Origin of the sequence: Pseudomonas sp. HY2-MNA-CIBAN-0224 (assembly GCF_040310285.1) — a bacterium.
Classification (GTDB): domain Bacteria; phylum Pseudomonadota; class Gammaproteobacteria; order Pseudomonadales; family Pseudomonadaceae; genus Aquipseudomonas; species Aquipseudomonas helleri.
On the sequence record NZ_JBEOPQ010000026.1, the window covers coordinates 19,236 to 33,260 of the forward strand.

Here is a 14,025-nt window from a genome sequence, read left to right on the forward strand (position 1 = left end):
CGCGGAGATTCACCCATGGCTCGTTTGCAACGCACCCTGTCGCTAGGGTCGGTGGTGCTGTTTGGCATCGCCTATATGACACCGATCATCGTGCTCGGCACGTTCGGCATCCTGGCGCAATCCACCGGCGGCATGGTGCCGGCCGCGTACCTGGCCGCCCTGGTGGCGATGTTCTTCACCGCCATGAGTTACGGGCATATGGCTTCGGCCTTCCCGGTGGCCGGTTCCGCTTACACCTATGTGCGCAAGGCCATTAGCCCCAAGCTTGGCTTCATTGCCGGTTGGGCGGTGCTGCTCGACTACCTGTTCTTGCCAATGGCCATCTGGCTGATTGGCGCTGCGTACCTGCACTCGGCGTTCCCTGCGGTGCCGCAGTGGATTTGGGTCTTGGCCTTTATTGGCATCACCAGCCTGATCAACATCGTTGGCCTCAAGCTGGCCAACGGCGTCAACGCCTTGCTGATGTTGGTGCAAGCATTGGTGCTGATCGCATTTGTGGCGCTGTGTGTGCATTACATCGGCGGTGACGCGAGCAAGCCGTTGTGGACCATCGAACCGTTCTTCAATGGCCAGATGCAAATGCCGTTGATCATGAGCGGTGCGGCCATCGCCTGCTATTCGTTCCTGGGTTTTGATGCGGTGAGTACCCTCACTGAAGAAACTCGTGACGCACGTCGAACCATTCCACGGGCAATCATGCTGATCACCTTGATCGGCGGGCTGATCTTTGTCGGCGTGTCGTACTTCGTGCAGATCGCTCACCCGTCGTTCCAGTTCGCGGACGTCGACTCGGCGGCTTACGAGATTGCCCGTAACATCGGTGGCGACCTGTTCGTCTCGGTCTTCATGATTGGTTTGATCGTCGGCCAATTTGCCTCGGGCCTGTCGGCTCAGGCCAGTGGTTCGCGCCTGCTGTTTGCGATGGGCCGTGACGGTGTATTGCCCAAGTCGTTCTTCGGCACCCTGCACGCCAAATACGGCACGCCGGTGAACAGCATTCTGCTGTGCGCTGTGGTTGCCCTGCTGGCGCTGAAACTGGACGTGACCACCTCGACGTCGTTCATCAACTTCGGCGCCTTCCTGGCGTTCACCCTGGTGAACCTGTCGGTGATCTTCCACTACTGGATCGGCGGCAAAAATCGTGGCCTGCGTGAAGTCGTGCTGTTCCTGGTGTTCCCGACCATCGGCCTGCTGGCAGACCTGTGGCTGATGATCAGCCTTGACCACCTGGCCATCTACCTGGGCCTGACCTGGCTGGTGATTGGCTGTATCTACCTGGGCTTCCTGACCCGTGGTTTCACCAAACAGCCACCGGAAATGGACTTTCAGGAAGCGTCCTGATAAGCCTTGAGTCTAACCTTATTGCAATCGGTTCTCGTTTGGGTGTATTTGTTGTGTTACTGTATAACACATCAAAAACACCCAGACGCCCCGGAGGCTTTATGAGACCTGGTATCCATCCCGACTACCGCACCGTACTGTTTCACGACACCGCCGCTGACGTTTTCTTCCTGATTGGCTCCACGGTCGACACCGATCGCAGCCACACCCACAGCGACGGCAACACCTACCCTTATGTGGCCCTTGACGTGTCCAGCGCTTCCCACCCGGTGTACACCGGCCAGCAGCGCAAGACCCAGTCCGAAGGTCGGATCGCCGGGTTCAACAAACGCTTCGCCACCTTTGGCTCAGGCAAAAAAGCCGAAGCGTAATCAGGCCAGCTGATTTACCTCAGGGCCGCTTCAGATAATGAGGCGGCCCTTTTTTATGGCTGCTATTTACGCGGACCGTCTGTCGCGGGTCGACTTTTCGTACATCGAGTGTTGGGGGATTAAGAGTACGGTGATTATTAACGAATAACGTTAAGCGTTAAATTATGATAAAAAGCTTCAGATGCGCAGACACCAGAATCTTTTTTGAGACCGGCCGAACCCGACGGTGGCTCGCAATAGCTTCGGTGGTTGAGCGAAAACTGACCATGCTGGACGCTGCCCTTGAACTCGCCGATTTGCGCTCGCCACCTGGAAACAGGTTAGAGCCACTGTATGGGGATAGAGAAGGCCAATACAGTATTCGAATCAACGGTCAGTATCGGATCTGTTTTTTTTGGGGCCCCAACGGCGCAGAAAATGTCGAAATTGTGGACTACCACTGAGGTGAATCATGTTTAAAAACGGCATGCGGCCCATACATCCCGGAGAGATTCTCAAGGAGGAGTATCTGGATCCGCTTGGCCTGACAGCCGCTGCACTGGCGCGAGCCTTACGGGTTTCTGCACCGACAGTGAATGAAATTGTATTGATGCGTCGTGGCATTAGCGCGGATGTGGCGTTGCGCTTGGCTATCGCCTTGGACACGTCGGCGCAATTTTGGCTGAATCTGCAAACAGCTTACGATCTGCGCACCGCTGAAATTGCAAAAGGGGCGCAGATTGAAAGAGAAGTCGAGAAAGTAGTCCATTGCGCCTGACGAAAAGAACACCGCAGTCAGTCAGGAGGCGGTTCAGTGTGTTGAATACAGCGCTCGACAATGCATCGGTTGTGGTCGACTTGAGACTCGTGTGATCCTTGCCGCCTTTGTGTTCAAGGCGTCTTTTTTCATGTCCAAAACCATCCGTATTGCTGCTGCTTTATTGATCGAGCCCAATGGCCAGACCTTGCTCGTACGCAAGCGCGGTACTCAGGCTTTCATGCAGCCCGGTGGCAAGATTGATGCAGGCGAGCAGCCTGCCGAGGCCTTGGCCCGTGAGCTGCACGAGGAACTTGGGCTGATCATCGAGCCTACGGACGCCGTGTACCTGGGTAACTTTTCGGCAGCCGCCGTCAACGAGCCGGGATATACCGTGGAGGCCGAGTTGTTCCAGGTCACCATCGACGAGCCGGTCACCCCGGCCGCCGAGATTGAAGAGGTGCGCTGGATTGATCCGGCAGCCGATGGCGATCTGATTCTGGCGCCCTTGACACGTGACCTGATCCTGCCGTTTTATCGCCAATCGCTGGCCTGATATCACACCCAAGGACTGCCCATGATTCCTGCTCATGACCTGCTGATTTTTGCTGCGGCCTGTTTGTTGATGGTGCTGACGCCAGGGCCGAACATGATTTACCTGATTTCACGTTCGATCTGTCAGGGGCGTAAAGCGGGGATCACTTCCCTGGTCGGCGTCGTGGCCGGTTTCTTCGTGCATATGTTTGCTGCGGCAGCGGGGCTGACAGCCGTGTTTCTGGCCGTGCCGATGGCGTATGAGGCGTTGAAATGGGCAGGCGCGCTGTACTTGTTGTGGATGGCCTGGCAAGCCTTGAAACCTGGGGCGCGCTCTCCGTTCGAAGCGCGTGACCTGGCGCCGGACTCAACGCCAAAGCTGATGCTGATGGGGTTTATGACCAGTGTGCTGAACCCCAAAGTGGCGATGTTTTACCTCTCGATATTCCCGCAATTCATCACCCCTGAGCATGGCTCGGTGTTTATCCAGAGCCTGGTGCTGGGCTTTACTCAAATCACTGTCAGCTTCAGCGTTAACCTGCTGATCGCTTTGTTTGCTTCCGGTATCGCCGTGTGGTTTGCGCGTAACCCCACGTGGTTGATCGCGCAACGTTTTGTGATGGGTTTTGTATTGGCGGGGCTGGCGATCAGGCTGCTGTTGGAACAACGTAAAACCGTTTGATTGGGACCCACCGTAATGGCTATTGAACTGCTTGATCCCTCCTACGCCAAGGCTTATCGCCAGTTGATGCTGGAGGCGTACTCGCTGCACCCTGAGGCCTTTGTGTCTGGTATTGCTGACCGTGAGAAATTGCCGCTGAGCTGGTGGGAAGGGCAATTGGATGACGAGTTAAGCGCCCTGTTTGGTGCTTTTATTGACGCGCAACTGGTGGGCATTATCGGATTGGCGTTTGAGCCCTGGGAAGACGCGCAGCACAAAGCCACGTTGTTTGGCCTGTACGTACCCCACGCCTTTCGCGGGCAAGGGGTGGGCGAGCAACTGGTGCAGGCGGTGCTGTCGCTGGCCGAACAAGAACCTGATATCAAAGCGGTTGAACTGACCGTGAGTGCCAGCAGCACGGCGGCGCTGGCACTGTATCGGCGTTGTGGTTTTGAGCAATCGGGGCTGGAAGACAGTGCGATTCGGGTGGGCGACGACTATTACGACCGGGTGCATATGCGGCGTCTGACTACGCCCGAGGAATAACGGCAGGAGCGGTGCTTTATTTCACTGCGCTTACGCCATCCAGCGTCGAGAACGACGTGTCTTTTGCGGTCAGCAAGAAGTCCCGCATGTAGGGCGCATCCAGCATGTCGGTGCGCACGGCGGCATACAGCGTGGCGAACAAGCCTTTCTCACCCAGGCGCTTGGCCTGCACATAGCCCCGTGAGCTGTATTCATGCAGCGCCCAATGAGGCATTCCGCACACACCTCGGCCACTGGCCACCAATTGCATCATCATCACTGTCAGCTCGGAGGTCCGAACGTGTGCCGGTTCAATATCCGCAGGCTCAAGGAAGCGGGTGAAGATGTCGAGGCGGTCTCGCTCCACCGGGTAGGTGATGAGGATTTCTGTGCTCAGGTCTTCCGGCACGATAAACGGCTTGCTGGCCAACGGATGTTGGTTGGCCACTGCCAACATGGCTTCGTAGGTAAACAGCGGCACGTAAGTCAGCCCGGCGATTTCTTGCGGGTCAGATGTCACCACCAGGTCCAGATCACCCCGTGCCAACGCGGGCAAAGGCGCGAAAGCAAAGCCCGACGCCAGATCGAGTTCAACCTCAGGCCAGGCATCGCGGAACTGGTCGATGGTGGGCATCAGCCACTGGAAGCAACTGTGGCATTCAATCGCCATGTGCAAGCGCCCGGCGGTGCCGCCCACCAGCCGCGTGATATCGCGTTCAGCCGCACGCAGCAATGGCAACATGGCGTCAGCCAGTTGCAGCAGGCGCAACCCGCCGCTGGTGAACCGCACGGGTTTGGTCTTGCGCACAAAGAGCGGCATGCCCATGCGCTCTTCCAATTCCTTGAACTGATGAGACAGCGCCGATTGAGTCAGGTGCAGGCGCTCGGCCGCTTCAACCAGGCTGTCGGACTCGCGTAAAGCGTGCAGGGTTTTGAGGTGACGAATTTCCAGCACGGTGACTCCATGAGTAAACTTGATGATCAACACGAAAGCGTTGAGTTTGTCTCATGTTGCCGTGGGTGTCGATGGTTGAACTGGCTACCCTGTAGGAGCGAGCTTGTCTCGCGATCTTTCAAAAATTAAAAGATCGCGAGGTCATGCGCTTACCTGACAATCTTGTCGACATGAATATCGAGTTTTTTCAGGCGATACCAAAAGCTGCGCTCTGAAATCCCGATCAATTGCGCGGCCGCTGCCTGCACGCCTTGGGCTTGTTGTAAGGCGGCCAGGATGTAGGTCTTTTCAACCTCGGCCAGGGCGGCTTCGAGGTCAGGCGGCACGCAGACTTCAGGGGTCAGCAAACTGCTGTTCTGCAGCGGCTGGGCACTGAACAGGTAAGGCGGTAAATCGCTGTCTTCGATGGTGCTGCTCTGGGCCACGATGGTGGCGCGTTCCACGCAGTTTTGCAGTTCGCGAATGTTCCCCGGCCAGTTGTATTGCGTCATTGCTTGCAAGGCGCTCGGGCTAAAACCGCTGATCCGTTTACCTGCGGTTGCACCCAGGTTGTGGGCAAAGTGCCGCGCCAGCGGGCCGATGTCTTCAACGCGCTCGCGCAAGGCGGGCAGCGGGATCGGGAAGACGTTCAAGCGGTAGTACAAGTCTTCGCGAAACTCTTTGTTGGCCACGGCTTCCAGCAGGTTTTTGTTGGTCGCGGCAATCACCCGCACGTCTACTTTACGTTCCCGCGGGTCGCCTACGGGTTCAATCACCCGTTCTTGCAACGCGCGCAAAATCTTGGCTTGCAAGGCCAACGGCATGTCGCCTACTTCATCGAGAAACAACGTGCCTTTGTCGGCCTGCATAAAGCGCCCGACGCGATCGGCCACCGCGCCCGTAAAAGCGCCTTTGCGATGGCCAAACATCTCGCTTTCCAGCAGCCCTTCAGGAATGGCCGCACAGTTGACCGCGACAAAGGGCTTGTCTGCCCGGCTGCCATGCCGATGGATGGCGCGGGCGACCATTTCTTTTCCGGTGCCGCTTTCGCCGGTCAGCAAGATGGTGGCGTTGCTGTCGCGCACCGAGTCGATGGCTTGCAGGACTCGACGAAAACTCGGGCTCTCACCCACCAGGCTGTCTATGTGCTGGTGTTCGTCGAGTTCGGCGCGCATGCGCGCGTTGTCGCGCACGATGTCGCGAAACTGCAGGGCTTTGCTGACGGTGATGTCGAGCTCGTCGATGTCGAAGGGTTTGGCGATGTAGTCGTAGGCACCGTTACGCATCGACTGTACGGCGTTTTTCACCGTGCTGTAGGCGGTCATCACGATCACCGGCAACTGCGGGTAGCGCACTTTGACCTCGGCCAGTAACTGCGGGCCGTCCATGCCGGGCATGCGCCAGTCGCTGATCACCAGGTCAATATCTTCCTGCTCAAGAATGGCCAGGGCTTGCAGGCCGTTGCCAGCGGTGAACACGTGAACGTCGTTCTGGGTCAGCGCCGAGCTGAGCAGGTCACAGAGTTTGGGCTCATCGTCGACTACCAGTACGTTATGGCTCATGACTCATCCCCTCCGTGGGCCGGAATATACAAGTTGAAGGTGGTGCCAGCGTCTTTCTCGCTGAGGCATTCAACACGGCCGTCATGGTTTTCCAGGATCGAAAAGACTTTGGGCAAGCCCAAGCCGGTGCCCGAGGCTTTGGTGGTAACAAATGGGGTGAAAATGCGTTCGATCATGTCAGCTTCAATACCTTGGCCTGTATCGATAATGCTCAACACGGTATCGCCGTTGTCGTCCTGCGCAATGCGCAAGGTCAGGTAGCCACCGTCCGGCATGGCGTCAATGGCATTGATGATCAAATTCAGGCACGCCTGTTTCAACTGCCGGGCATCGGCATACAGAGTCGCACCGGGGGCCTGATCGTCGATCTGGGCCTCGATCTTGTGGCTCTTCAGCTCGGGCTCGCAGAAGCCCAGGATGTCTTCGACCAATGGCCGCGCCAGTTGCTGCGAGCGCACCGGGGCGCTGGGTTTGGCGAAGTCGAGGAACTCGGTAATGAGTTCGTTGATGCGCGTGACTTCACTGACCACGTATTCCAGATGGCGCTTGTCGGTCTCGCCCAGGTCGGCCCGGCGGTGCAGCAACTGGGTGGCGGTTTTAATGATGCCCAGCGGGTTGCGGATCTCGTGTGCCAGGCCCATGGCCACTTCGCCCAGGGCATGCAGGCGGTCGCGCCGACGCAGTTGGCCTTCGAGGTGTTGTAACTCGCCCAGGCGCGCAGTCATGTGGTTGAAGGTGCTGCTCAACTCGGCCAGTTCATCGTGCCCCGACACTGCGACGCGCTGGTTGTAATCTCCCGCCGTCACTGCGCGTACGCCCTCGGACAAGGCGCGCAGCGGCCGCGTCAGTCGCTCTGACACCAGCCAGCCGACGGTCAGTGACAGTAGCGAGCCGAGCAGAAAAATCAGCGCAAACAGGTTGGTCTGATTGACCAGTCCGACGAGGCTGGAATGGCGCAGCAGGCCGCTGTAGATCACGCCTTGCAACTCGCCGTTGTCGTTAAGGATGGGCCAGTACAGACCGCTGTAGCGGCTGGTGAATTGCTCACTGGGCAGCTTGGTCTCGCGCAGGGTCTTCTCGATGCTGTGGGAGAGCGTGGGCTTGTGTTCATCAAAGTGCTGGCTGGAGAAGATCTCGGCAAAGCCATTGGCATTGGACAGGTACAGGCGCAGGTCGAGGGAGTGCACATCCGCCACGCTGGTCAGGAAGCTGCTGTCCATGAAGGTCGCCACCAGCAGTTGGAAGTCCTCGCCGTCTTGAGCGGTAGGAAACGTCGACACCACGGTGCCGGTCGGTACGCCGCCGACATTGATGGTCTGCAAGACGGCGTTGGGAGCCAGGCTGATCTGGTCGACGATGTTGTCGCTGGCGGTGCTGAACACCACTTTATGGTCGCTGGTGCGAATCAGTGCCACCACATCAATGCCCATCGCGTCGGCAATGTCGGCGGTGAGTTTGTCGTGGCGAATGGCTTTGTTGGAAGACGGCGGGTGGGTGTATTGCTGGAACAACTTGGCGACGCGGGCGTTGTCCTGAAGGATCTCGCTGATTTCGTCTTTGACGATTTTGGTCGACTCCTGCAGCCAGACCCGCACGTTACTGTCGAAAATCTGCGACAGGGTGGTGGCGGCCAATTCTGCGGCAATCATGGTCGGTACGACGCTGACCAGCCAAAAAGCCAGTACCAGTTTGCGCTGCACCGTCCAGCGCGACACTTTGAAGGGCTGGGGTTTGCGCGAGGATTCAGGCGTGATGGGCATTATGTCTCGCTTATCGCGGCAGCCAGAGCAGGGTCGTGGCGGTCTGGGCGGATGAACAGTTTGACCAGTTTGAGCACGCCATTGATCAAGCGGTTGCGATGGCGGAAGAACAGGGTGTTGTTCTGAAACGTGCAACCCAGGCGAATCTTGCTGGCATAGCCTGCCTGACCACATTCGTATAAGGCAATGTTGTTGCGAATACAGTAGTCGACATTCACTACCCAACTCCTGAAATACAAGTTGTACTCGCGGCTGAGTGCCAGGTCATGCCCAAAAAACTTGTCGATCAACCGATGCTCGTCGATCAGCACCAGGTTGAAGGCGACCAGGTGGTCGTCGACCCAATACAACACGCACAGCGCCCGGTCACCCAATTGCTCGAGAATACCGGTGAAATAGGCAGGCGGTAAGCGTTCAAATTGCAAATCACTGCGTTCGAGGGTGGCTTCGTAGAGGCGCATGACTTCGGGCAAGACGTCGTCGATATTGTTGCGCCATTCCACCCGAGGTTCTGGCGCCCGCAGCTTGCGGCGCATGTCTCTGCGCGTCGATTTACCCAGAGAGCCGAGGTAGCTGTCGACCGAGCCATAGGGCACCGGGAGCATGGCGCTGGGCAGGCTGGGCATGGATTGAAAACCCGCCGTCTTGCAGCTGTGCGCCCAGTCATTGTCGTGGCTGGGCACGTCTTTCACAGCAATCAGGCCGATGCCCAGTTGGGCGGCGTCGCTGTGGGCCAGCTTAAGGAGTTGGGCGAGCAGGGCGGGGCGTTCGGAGGCGGCAATGTGGCTGGCCGTGCCCGCGCTGCATTGTTCTGTCACCGGCGAGCCGATGGCGTACAGGTGTAAGTGCATCAACCCGGGCATCACGCGATTCAATTGCTCGGTAAAGCGTTTACCGATGCCTTGAACCGTGGTGTCGAGCCGATAGCGGGTGGTGAATGCGGTGGCCGCTGCAATCAAGGTCGAGCCTTCGAACAGCGTCAGGTAACGCCATTCGAAGCCCTCGATGCCGGCTTTTTCGACCGCCATGATGTAGTCCCAATCCTCCAGAGCACCTGGGAAACAGTCATTCCAGGCCTCGCGCTCGATGGCCTGGAGTGATGAAAAGGCGTGGGCAGTAATCATGAGGCGTCCTTGGGGTCAGGCTTGTTGCAAATACTCAATCGGTTGCGCGGTGACGTTGCTGTTCTTTTTTACGAAGGCGGCACTCAACTCGATCACGCGGCGGTATTGCAGGTCGACGGTGATCATGTGGTAGCAGTTGTCGAGCAACACTTTGGTCACCTGGCCGCCCAAGTGGCGCTCCACGTAATCGGCATTCCAGCGGCTGGTGATGTCGTCTTCGATGGAGTGCAGCACCAGCGCAGGCGTGGTGATCGACGGCATGCGTTTTTTCACCACAGCGTTCATCCGGTGCAGTTCGCGCACGGTCACGCCTTCCATCGTCAATAACCCGGCATTGCTGCTTTCGCCGGCTTTCATCTGGCGTTCGACAATCGCCCGCAAGCGCTCGTTCTTGATGCCGTAAGGCGGTTTTTCTTCAAAGCTGCACAGGTGCACACCGCCCGGAATTGCCATCAGCAGCGGGGTCAGGAACGCCAGTTTGTTGATGCTCCAGCCGTCGTAACGCAAGGTGGTGGAATACATCAGCAAACCGGCGACCTGGCCGGGGTGCTCGGAGGCCACGTACATCGACATCACGGCGCCCATCGACAAGCCGCCGACGAACACTTGCTGGTGACGTTGGCGAATGCCGGCGAAGGTTTTGCGCACGCCTTCGTACCAGTCTTGCCAGCCGGTGGCTTGCAGGTCGCTGTTGTCACCGCAGTGCCCGGCCAGGGTCGGTACGTACACCGTGCACGTACCGTCTTTGGCCAGGCCCTGGGCCACCCGACGGAGTTCCGTCGGGGTGCCGGTGAGGCCGTGGATCAACAGGATCCCGACCTCACCTGCGCCGAGAACGAAACCGGCGTCGCCTTCGCCCAGATCGATCTCTGACGCGTTCACCGTTTCATCGCCCGGTGCAGCAGGCGGTCGAGCAGGGCCAGGCCCAAGTCGATTTCTTCGTAGCTGATTTCCAGCGACGGTGCCAGGGTGATGACGTTTTTGTAGTAGCCGCCCACGTCCAGAATCAGACCCAGACGCTTGCCGTCGATTTCGATGTCGCCCTTCATGCCTTCTTCAACCATGTAGTCCAGGGTTGCCTTGTCTGGCGTGAAGCCGTCCGGGCCGCAGATTTCGCAGCGCAGGGCCAGGCCCAGACCGTCGACGTCGCCGATGATCGGGTAGCGTTTTTGCAGCTCTTGCAGGCCTTCCAGGAAGTATTTGCCTTTGGCCATGACCATCGCGCCGTAGTCGACTTCGCTGGTCATTTTGAACATTTCCAGGCCCACGGCGGTGCCCAACGGGTTGGACGCGAAGGTGGAGTGAGTCGAACCTGGCGGGAATACCTTCGGGTTGATCAGCTCTTCACGGGCCCAGATGCCGCCCAGCGGGTTGAGGCCGTTGGTCAGTGCCTTGCCGAAGACGATCACGTCAGGTTTGACGTCAAAGTGTTCGATGGACCACAGCTTGCCGGTACGCCAGAAGCCCATCTGGATTTCATCGACCACCATCAAGATGCCGTGTTGATCCAGCACTTGCTTGAGTTCGCTGTAGAAGTTCATCGGTGGAATCACGTAGCCACCGGTGCCCTGGATCGGCTCGACGTAGAACGCTGCGTATTCACTTTGACCGACTTTCGGGTCCCACACGCCGTTGTATTCAGTTTCGAACAGACGGGCGAATTGCTGTACGCAGTGGCTGCCGTATTCTTCTTTGGTCATGCCTTTAGGGCCGCGGAAGTGGTACGGGAACGGGATGAAGTTGGCACGCTCACCGAAGTGACCGTAGCGGCGACGGTAGCGGTAGCTCGAGGTGATCGAGGACGCGCCCAGGGTACGGCCGTGGTAGCCGCCTTCGAAGGCGAACATCAGGCTTTTGCCGTTGCTGGCGTTACGCACCACTTTGAGGGAGTCTTCGATGGACTGCGAACCGCCGACGTTGAAGTGCACGCGACCGTCGAGGCCGAACTTGTTTTTGGCGTCGACTGCGATGCGCTCCGACAGCTCGATCTTGCCTTTGTGCAGGTATTGGCTGGCGATCTGCGGCAGGGTGTCGATCTGTTGTTTCAGCGCGTTGTTCAGGCGTGGGTTGGCGTAACCGAAGTTAACCGCCGAGTACCACATTTGCAGGTCGAGGTAGGCCTGGTCTTCGGTGTCCCAAACGTAGGAGCCTTCGCAGCGGCTAAAAATACGTGGTGGTTCGATGTAGTGGACGGTATCGCCATACGAGCAGTACTTGGCTTCTTTTTCCAGAAGAATCTGGTCTTCAGCGGTAGCGATTCGAATATCAGACATGATTGAAGAGTTCCTGCTGGTCACGAGAATAATGAGGGGCGTTAGCGGCGTTGCTTGGCAATTTGGCGAGCAACGCCGGGAGTTCTGCGAAAGAGTCGAAGCGTGCGTACGGGATGCCGTTGCGCTCGCAGTGGTCGGCCAGGCTGTCTTTGGCAAACACGAAGTCGGCGGTCGAGGCCACGCACATGTCGGAACGGCCATCGCCAATCACCAGCACGCGTTTGCCGCTGGGCGTGGACTTGCATTTGCAGTTGCCCGAGGCGGCGCGGCAGGCGTCGCTGGAGTAAGGGAAGTCAATGCGCCAGCTGTTCTGGTCAACCTGACGCAAGCGGTTGGCGAGGATCGGCAACAGGGTTACGTAGTTGCGTGCCAGGATGCGCGCGATACCTTGTTCGATGCCGTCGCTGACCACTTCCAGGGTCGCGCCGAGACCGAGGACGTGATCGACGAAGTCCGGGAAGTCCGGGTCAATCTCTACAGTATCGAAGTAAGCCAGCAATTCGGCTGGCGAGGCTTTGACCAGCGACAGCTGGCGGCTCAGGCATTCACGCGAACCGATTTCACCTTGCACCCATTGTTCTTCGATCGTCTCCCAGCTAGGGTCAGCGAAGCGTTGAAGAATGTTGTCGATGACGTCGGTACGGGTAATGGTCCCGTCGAAATCACACACGATATGCCATTGCATCATCTGCATTGTCCTGTTGAGGAGAGGCGCTGTTTGCGCATAAACAGGTAATTGCATTGACTGTGCCAACTTGCCAAAGCCCAGCGGGCGCGGGTCTTGGCGGCGGGTGCGAGCAAATTGGCGTTGTGGAGCTACAATTTTTGTAGCTCGCTACAAACAACATCAGTGCTTGCGTCGATCGGCCAAAAAAGCGATTGATGCGCGCATGAATTTCTATGGAACCCGTTTTATGAAAACGCCTTTGTCTGCTTTTGTGCTGTTCACCTTGCTGAGCGCCGGTGCGCACGCGGCCGATGGCCCCAGTGGAGAAGTGGGCGCAGGGGTTGGCTATCAGCCCTACGACCCGAGCGGCAGCCGCTACCAGACAGTGCCGCTGCCGTATTTCGATGTGGACTGGGGCGATTTCAGCCTGGACACCGACGATGGCCTGACCTGGAACGCGCTCAACGCCAATGGCTGGACGGCGGGGCCATTCATCAACTATTTGCCGGGGCGTAATGCCAACGGTTCGCTGCGCGGCCTGCGCGATGTGTCTGACATGGCGCAACTGGGCGGCTTTGTGCAATACAGCCCGGCTGACTTCTGGCGTTTATATGTGCAAGTGGGCCAGGCGGTGGGCGCCGCTGGCGGGCAGGGCGGGGTGTTGGGCCAGGTGGGCGGCGAGTTGGGTTATCCGTTGGGCTTCGGGATTATTGGCAGCAGCCAATTGTCAGCGCACTTTGCCGATGGCCGGCAAATGTCGACTTTCTTTGGGGTCGATGCCAGTGAGGCGCAGGCGTCGGGCATTGCGCGGTACAACGCCAGCGGCGGTTTCCAGAATGTCACCCTGACCCAGAACTTTGAATTCCCGCTGGCGCAACATTGGTCGCTGGTGGCCAGCGCGAGCTGGATACGCCTGGTCGGCTCGGCGGCGGACAGCAGCATCGTTAAAGAAATAGGCGATGTGAACCAGGGCACGGTACAAACAGCGGTGAGCTACAAGTTCTAAACATGTAGCCGCTGACGAGGCACGAGGCTGCGACAGGTTGCGAAGCGACCTCCAGACGGCGGTCCTGCGGCCCGCATCGCAGCCTCGTGCCTCGTCAGCGACTACAGTCAGTGTTCTGGCTCGCCATCGGCCAGCAGCGCAATCCCGACAATAATCACCGCCACACCCGCCCAGTGCAGCAGGCTGATGTGTTCTCCAAGCCCCAGCCACGACCCCAGCAAAACCCCCACAAACACCAGCGAACTCAGCGGGAAGGCCAGTGACAGGCTGCTGCGCCGCAGAATCAGCATCCACACAAAAAAGGCCCCGATGTAGCAGGCAATCGCCACCCAAACACCCGGGTTGGTCATGACCGCTTGCAACCATTGCAGGGTGAAATCCATCTGGCCCAGTTGATCGCCGCCGACTTTGGTCGCAATTTGCCCGCCGCTTTCGAGGATGATCAGCAGCGCCCACAGCACCACGGTACCCAAGCGGCCATGCAGCCAGCCGTCGGTTGTTGTGTTCATCGGTTCAGTCTTTTCCACGCAT

Annotated in this window: 16 protein-coding genes; 8 read left to right on the plus strand and 8 right to left on the minus strand. The window is 58.3% G+C overall.

The window, feature by feature from the left end; translation table 11 throughout:
- The first annotated feature begins 15 nt into the window (after window positions 1–15).
- From AAEZ03_RS13770 to AAEZ03_RS13800, 7 genes are all read left to right on the plus strand, one after another.
- Window positions 16–1,341, plus strand: coding sequence for an APC family permease (locus tag AAEZ03_RS13770; RefSeq protein WP_350579374.1), 1,326 nt, complete (start codon window positions 16–18; stop codon window positions 1,339–1,341).
- A 101-nt stretch (window positions 1,342–1,442) separates the two neighbouring features.
- Window positions 1,443–1,712, plus strand: a complete 270-nt coding sequence (locus AAEZ03_RS13775; protein WP_048367004.1) for a type B 50S ribosomal protein L31 — start codon at window positions 1,443–1,445, stop codon at window positions 1,710–1,712.
- Between the two features lie 164 nt (window positions 1,713–1,876).
- A complete protein-coding gene (locus AAEZ03_RS13780; protein WP_153333732.1) occupies window positions 1,877–2,155 on the plus strand; it encodes a type II toxin-antitoxin system RelE/ParE family toxin in 279 nt (92 codons plus the stop codon).
- Between the two features lie 8 nt (window positions 2,156–2,163).
- Window positions 2,164–2,469, plus strand: coding sequence for a HigA family addiction module antitoxin (locus AAEZ03_RS13785; RefSeq protein ID WP_048367001.1), 306 nt, complete (start codon window positions 2,164–2,166; stop codon window positions 2,467–2,469).
- A 130-nt stretch (window positions 2,470–2,599) separates the two neighbouring features.
- Complete coding sequence (locus AAEZ03_RS13790; protein ID WP_123751477.1) at window positions 2,600–3,004, plus strand: NUDIX hydrolase; 405 nt, start codon at window positions 2,600–2,602, stop codon at window positions 3,002–3,004.
- Window positions 3,005–3,025: 21 nt separating this feature from the next.
- On the plus strand, window positions 3,026–3,664 hold the full coding sequence (locus tag AAEZ03_RS13795) for a LysE family translocator (RefSeq protein ID WP_048367000.1): 639 nt from the start codon (window positions 3,026–3,028) through the stop codon (window positions 3,662–3,664).
- A gap of 15 nt (window positions 3,665–3,679) precedes the next feature.
- Complete coding sequence (locus AAEZ03_RS13800) at window positions 3,680–4,189, plus strand: GNAT family N-acetyltransferase (RefSeq protein ID WP_123751453.1); 510 nt, start codon at window positions 3,680–3,682, stop codon at window positions 4,187–4,189.
- A gap of 16 nt (window positions 4,190–4,205) precedes the next feature.
- On the opposite strand, the gene metR is transcribed toward AAEZ03_RS13800, so the two are convergent.
- The 7 genes from metR to AAEZ03_RS13835 all read right to left on the minus strand — a co-directional run bounded on the left by metR (window position 4,206) and on the right by AAEZ03_RS13835 (window position 12,509).
- A complete protein-coding gene (gene metR / locus AAEZ03_RS13805) occupies window positions 4,206–5,123 on the minus strand; it encodes a transcriptional regulator MetR (protein WP_048385979.1) in 918 nt (305 codons plus the stop codon).
- A 149-nt stretch (window positions 5,124–5,272) separates the two neighbouring features.
- A complete protein-coding gene (locus AAEZ03_RS13810) occupies window positions 5,273–6,664 on the minus strand; it encodes a sigma-54-dependent transcriptional regulator (RefSeq protein ID WP_282364032.1) in 1,392 nt (463 codons plus the stop codon).
- Complete coding sequence (locus tag AAEZ03_RS13815) at window positions 6,661–8,424, minus strand: sensor histidine kinase (protein ID WP_282364031.1); 1,764 nt, start codon at window positions 8,422–8,424, stop codon at window positions 6,661–6,663. Before AAEZ03_RS13815 ends, AAEZ03_RS13810 begins: the two co-directional genes overlap by 4 nt.
- Window positions 8,424–9,548 (minus strand): GNAT family N-acetyltransferase, encoded by a 1,125-nt coding sequence (locus tag AAEZ03_RS13820; protein ID WP_350579379.1) that lies wholly within the window; start codon window positions 9,546–9,548, stop codon window positions 8,424–8,426. Before AAEZ03_RS13820 ends, AAEZ03_RS13815 begins: the two co-directional genes overlap by 1 nt.
- A gap of 15 nt (window positions 9,549–9,563) precedes the next feature.
- Window positions 9,564–10,430, minus strand: a complete 867-nt coding sequence (locus tag AAEZ03_RS13825) for an alpha/beta hydrolase (protein ID WP_350579381.1) — start codon at window positions 10,428–10,430, stop codon at window positions 9,564–9,566.
- Window positions 10,427–11,821 carry an aspartate aminotransferase family protein gene (locus tag AAEZ03_RS13830; RefSeq protein ID WP_048366989.1) on the minus strand — a complete coding sequence of 465 codons (1,395 nt, stop codon included), beginning with the start codon at window positions 11,819–11,821 and terminating at the stop codon, window positions 10,427–10,429. The genes AAEZ03_RS13825 and AAEZ03_RS13830 overlap by 4 nt, the downstream gene beginning before the upstream one ends.
- Window positions 11,814–12,509, minus strand: a complete 696-nt coding sequence (locus tag AAEZ03_RS13835) for an MtnX-like HAD-IB family phosphatase (protein ID WP_123751458.1) — start codon at window positions 12,507–12,509, stop codon at window positions 11,814–11,816. The genes AAEZ03_RS13830 and AAEZ03_RS13835 overlap by 8 nt, the downstream gene beginning before the upstream one ends.
- 226 nt (window positions 12,510–12,735) lie before the next feature.
- On the opposite strand from AAEZ03_RS13835, the gene AAEZ03_RS13840 reads away from it, so the two are divergent.
- A complete protein-coding gene (locus tag AAEZ03_RS13840) occupies window positions 12,736–13,494 on the plus strand; it encodes a MipA/OmpV family protein (RefSeq protein ID WP_262124888.1) in 759 nt (252 codons plus the stop codon).
- Between the two features lie 107 nt (window positions 13,495–13,601).
- Here AAEZ03_RS13840 and AAEZ03_RS13845 read toward each other — a convergent pair whose 3' ends face one another.
- Window positions 13,602–14,003: an EamA family transporter gene (locus AAEZ03_RS13845; protein WP_153327264.1), complete on the minus strand. Its 402-nt coding sequence runs from the start codon at window positions 14,001–14,003 to the stop codon at window positions 13,602–13,604.
- Between the last annotated feature and the right edge of the window lie 22 nt (window positions 14,004–14,025).

What these genes read in the sequence shown, in the direction of transcription:
- AAEZ03_RS13800 (WP_123751453.1), top strand. Translation starts at nt 3,680, where the DNA reads ATGGCTATTGAACTGCTTGATCCCTCCTACGCCAAGGCTTATCGCCAG.
- AAEZ03_RS13780 (WP_153333732.1), top strand. Translation starts at nt 1,877, where the DNA reads ATGATAAAAAGCTTCAGATGCGCAGACACCAGAATCTTTTTTGAGACC.
- AAEZ03_RS13785 (WP_048367001.1), top strand. Translation starts at nt 2,164, where the DNA reads ATGTTTAAAAACGGCATGCGGCCCATACATCCCGGAGAGATTCTCAAG.
- AAEZ03_RS13835 (WP_123751458.1), bottom strand. Translation starts at nt 12,509, where the DNA reads ATGATGCAATGGCATATCGTGTGTGATTTCGACGGGACCATTACCCGT.
- AAEZ03_RS13820 (WP_350579379.1), bottom strand. Translation starts at nt 9,548, where the DNA reads ATGATTACTGCCCACGCCTTTTCATCACTCCAGGCCATCGAGCGCGAG.
- AAEZ03_RS13815 (WP_282364031.1), bottom strand. Translation starts at nt 8,424, where the DNA reads ATGCCCATCACGCCTGAATCCTCGCGCAAACCCCAGCCCTTCAAAGTG.
- AAEZ03_RS13810 (WP_282364032.1), bottom strand. Translation starts at nt 6,664, where the DNA reads ATGAGCCATAACGTACTGGTAGTCGACGATGAGCCCAAACTCTGTGAC.
- AAEZ03_RS13770 (WP_350579374.1), top strand. Translation starts at nt 16, where the DNA reads ATGGCTCGTTTGCAACGCACCCTGTCGCTAGGGTCGGTGGTGCTGTTT.
- AAEZ03_RS13840 (WP_262124888.1), top strand. Translation starts at nt 12,736, where the DNA reads ATGAAAACGCCTTTGTCTGCTTTTGTGCTGTTCACCTTGCTGAGCGCC.
- AAEZ03_RS13775 (WP_048367004.1), top strand. Translation starts at nt 1,443, where the DNA reads ATGAGACCTGGTATCCATCCCGACTACCGCACCGTACTGTTTCACGAC.
- AAEZ03_RS13845 (WP_153327264.1), bottom strand. Translation starts at nt 14,003, where the DNA reads ATGAACACAACAACCGACGGCTGGCTGCATGGCCGCTTGGGTACCGTG.
- AAEZ03_RS13795 (WP_048367000.1), top strand. Translation starts at nt 3,026, where the DNA reads ATGATTCCTGCTCATGACCTGCTGATTTTTGCTGCGGCCTGTTTGTTG.
- AAEZ03_RS13790 (WP_123751477.1), top strand. Translation starts at nt 2,600, where the DNA reads ATGTCCAAAACCATCCGTATTGCTGCTGCTTTATTGATCGAGCCCAAT.
- AAEZ03_RS13830 (WP_048366989.1), bottom strand. Translation starts at nt 11,821, where the DNA reads ATGTCTGATATTCGAATCGCTACCGCTGAAGACCAGATTCTTCTGGAA.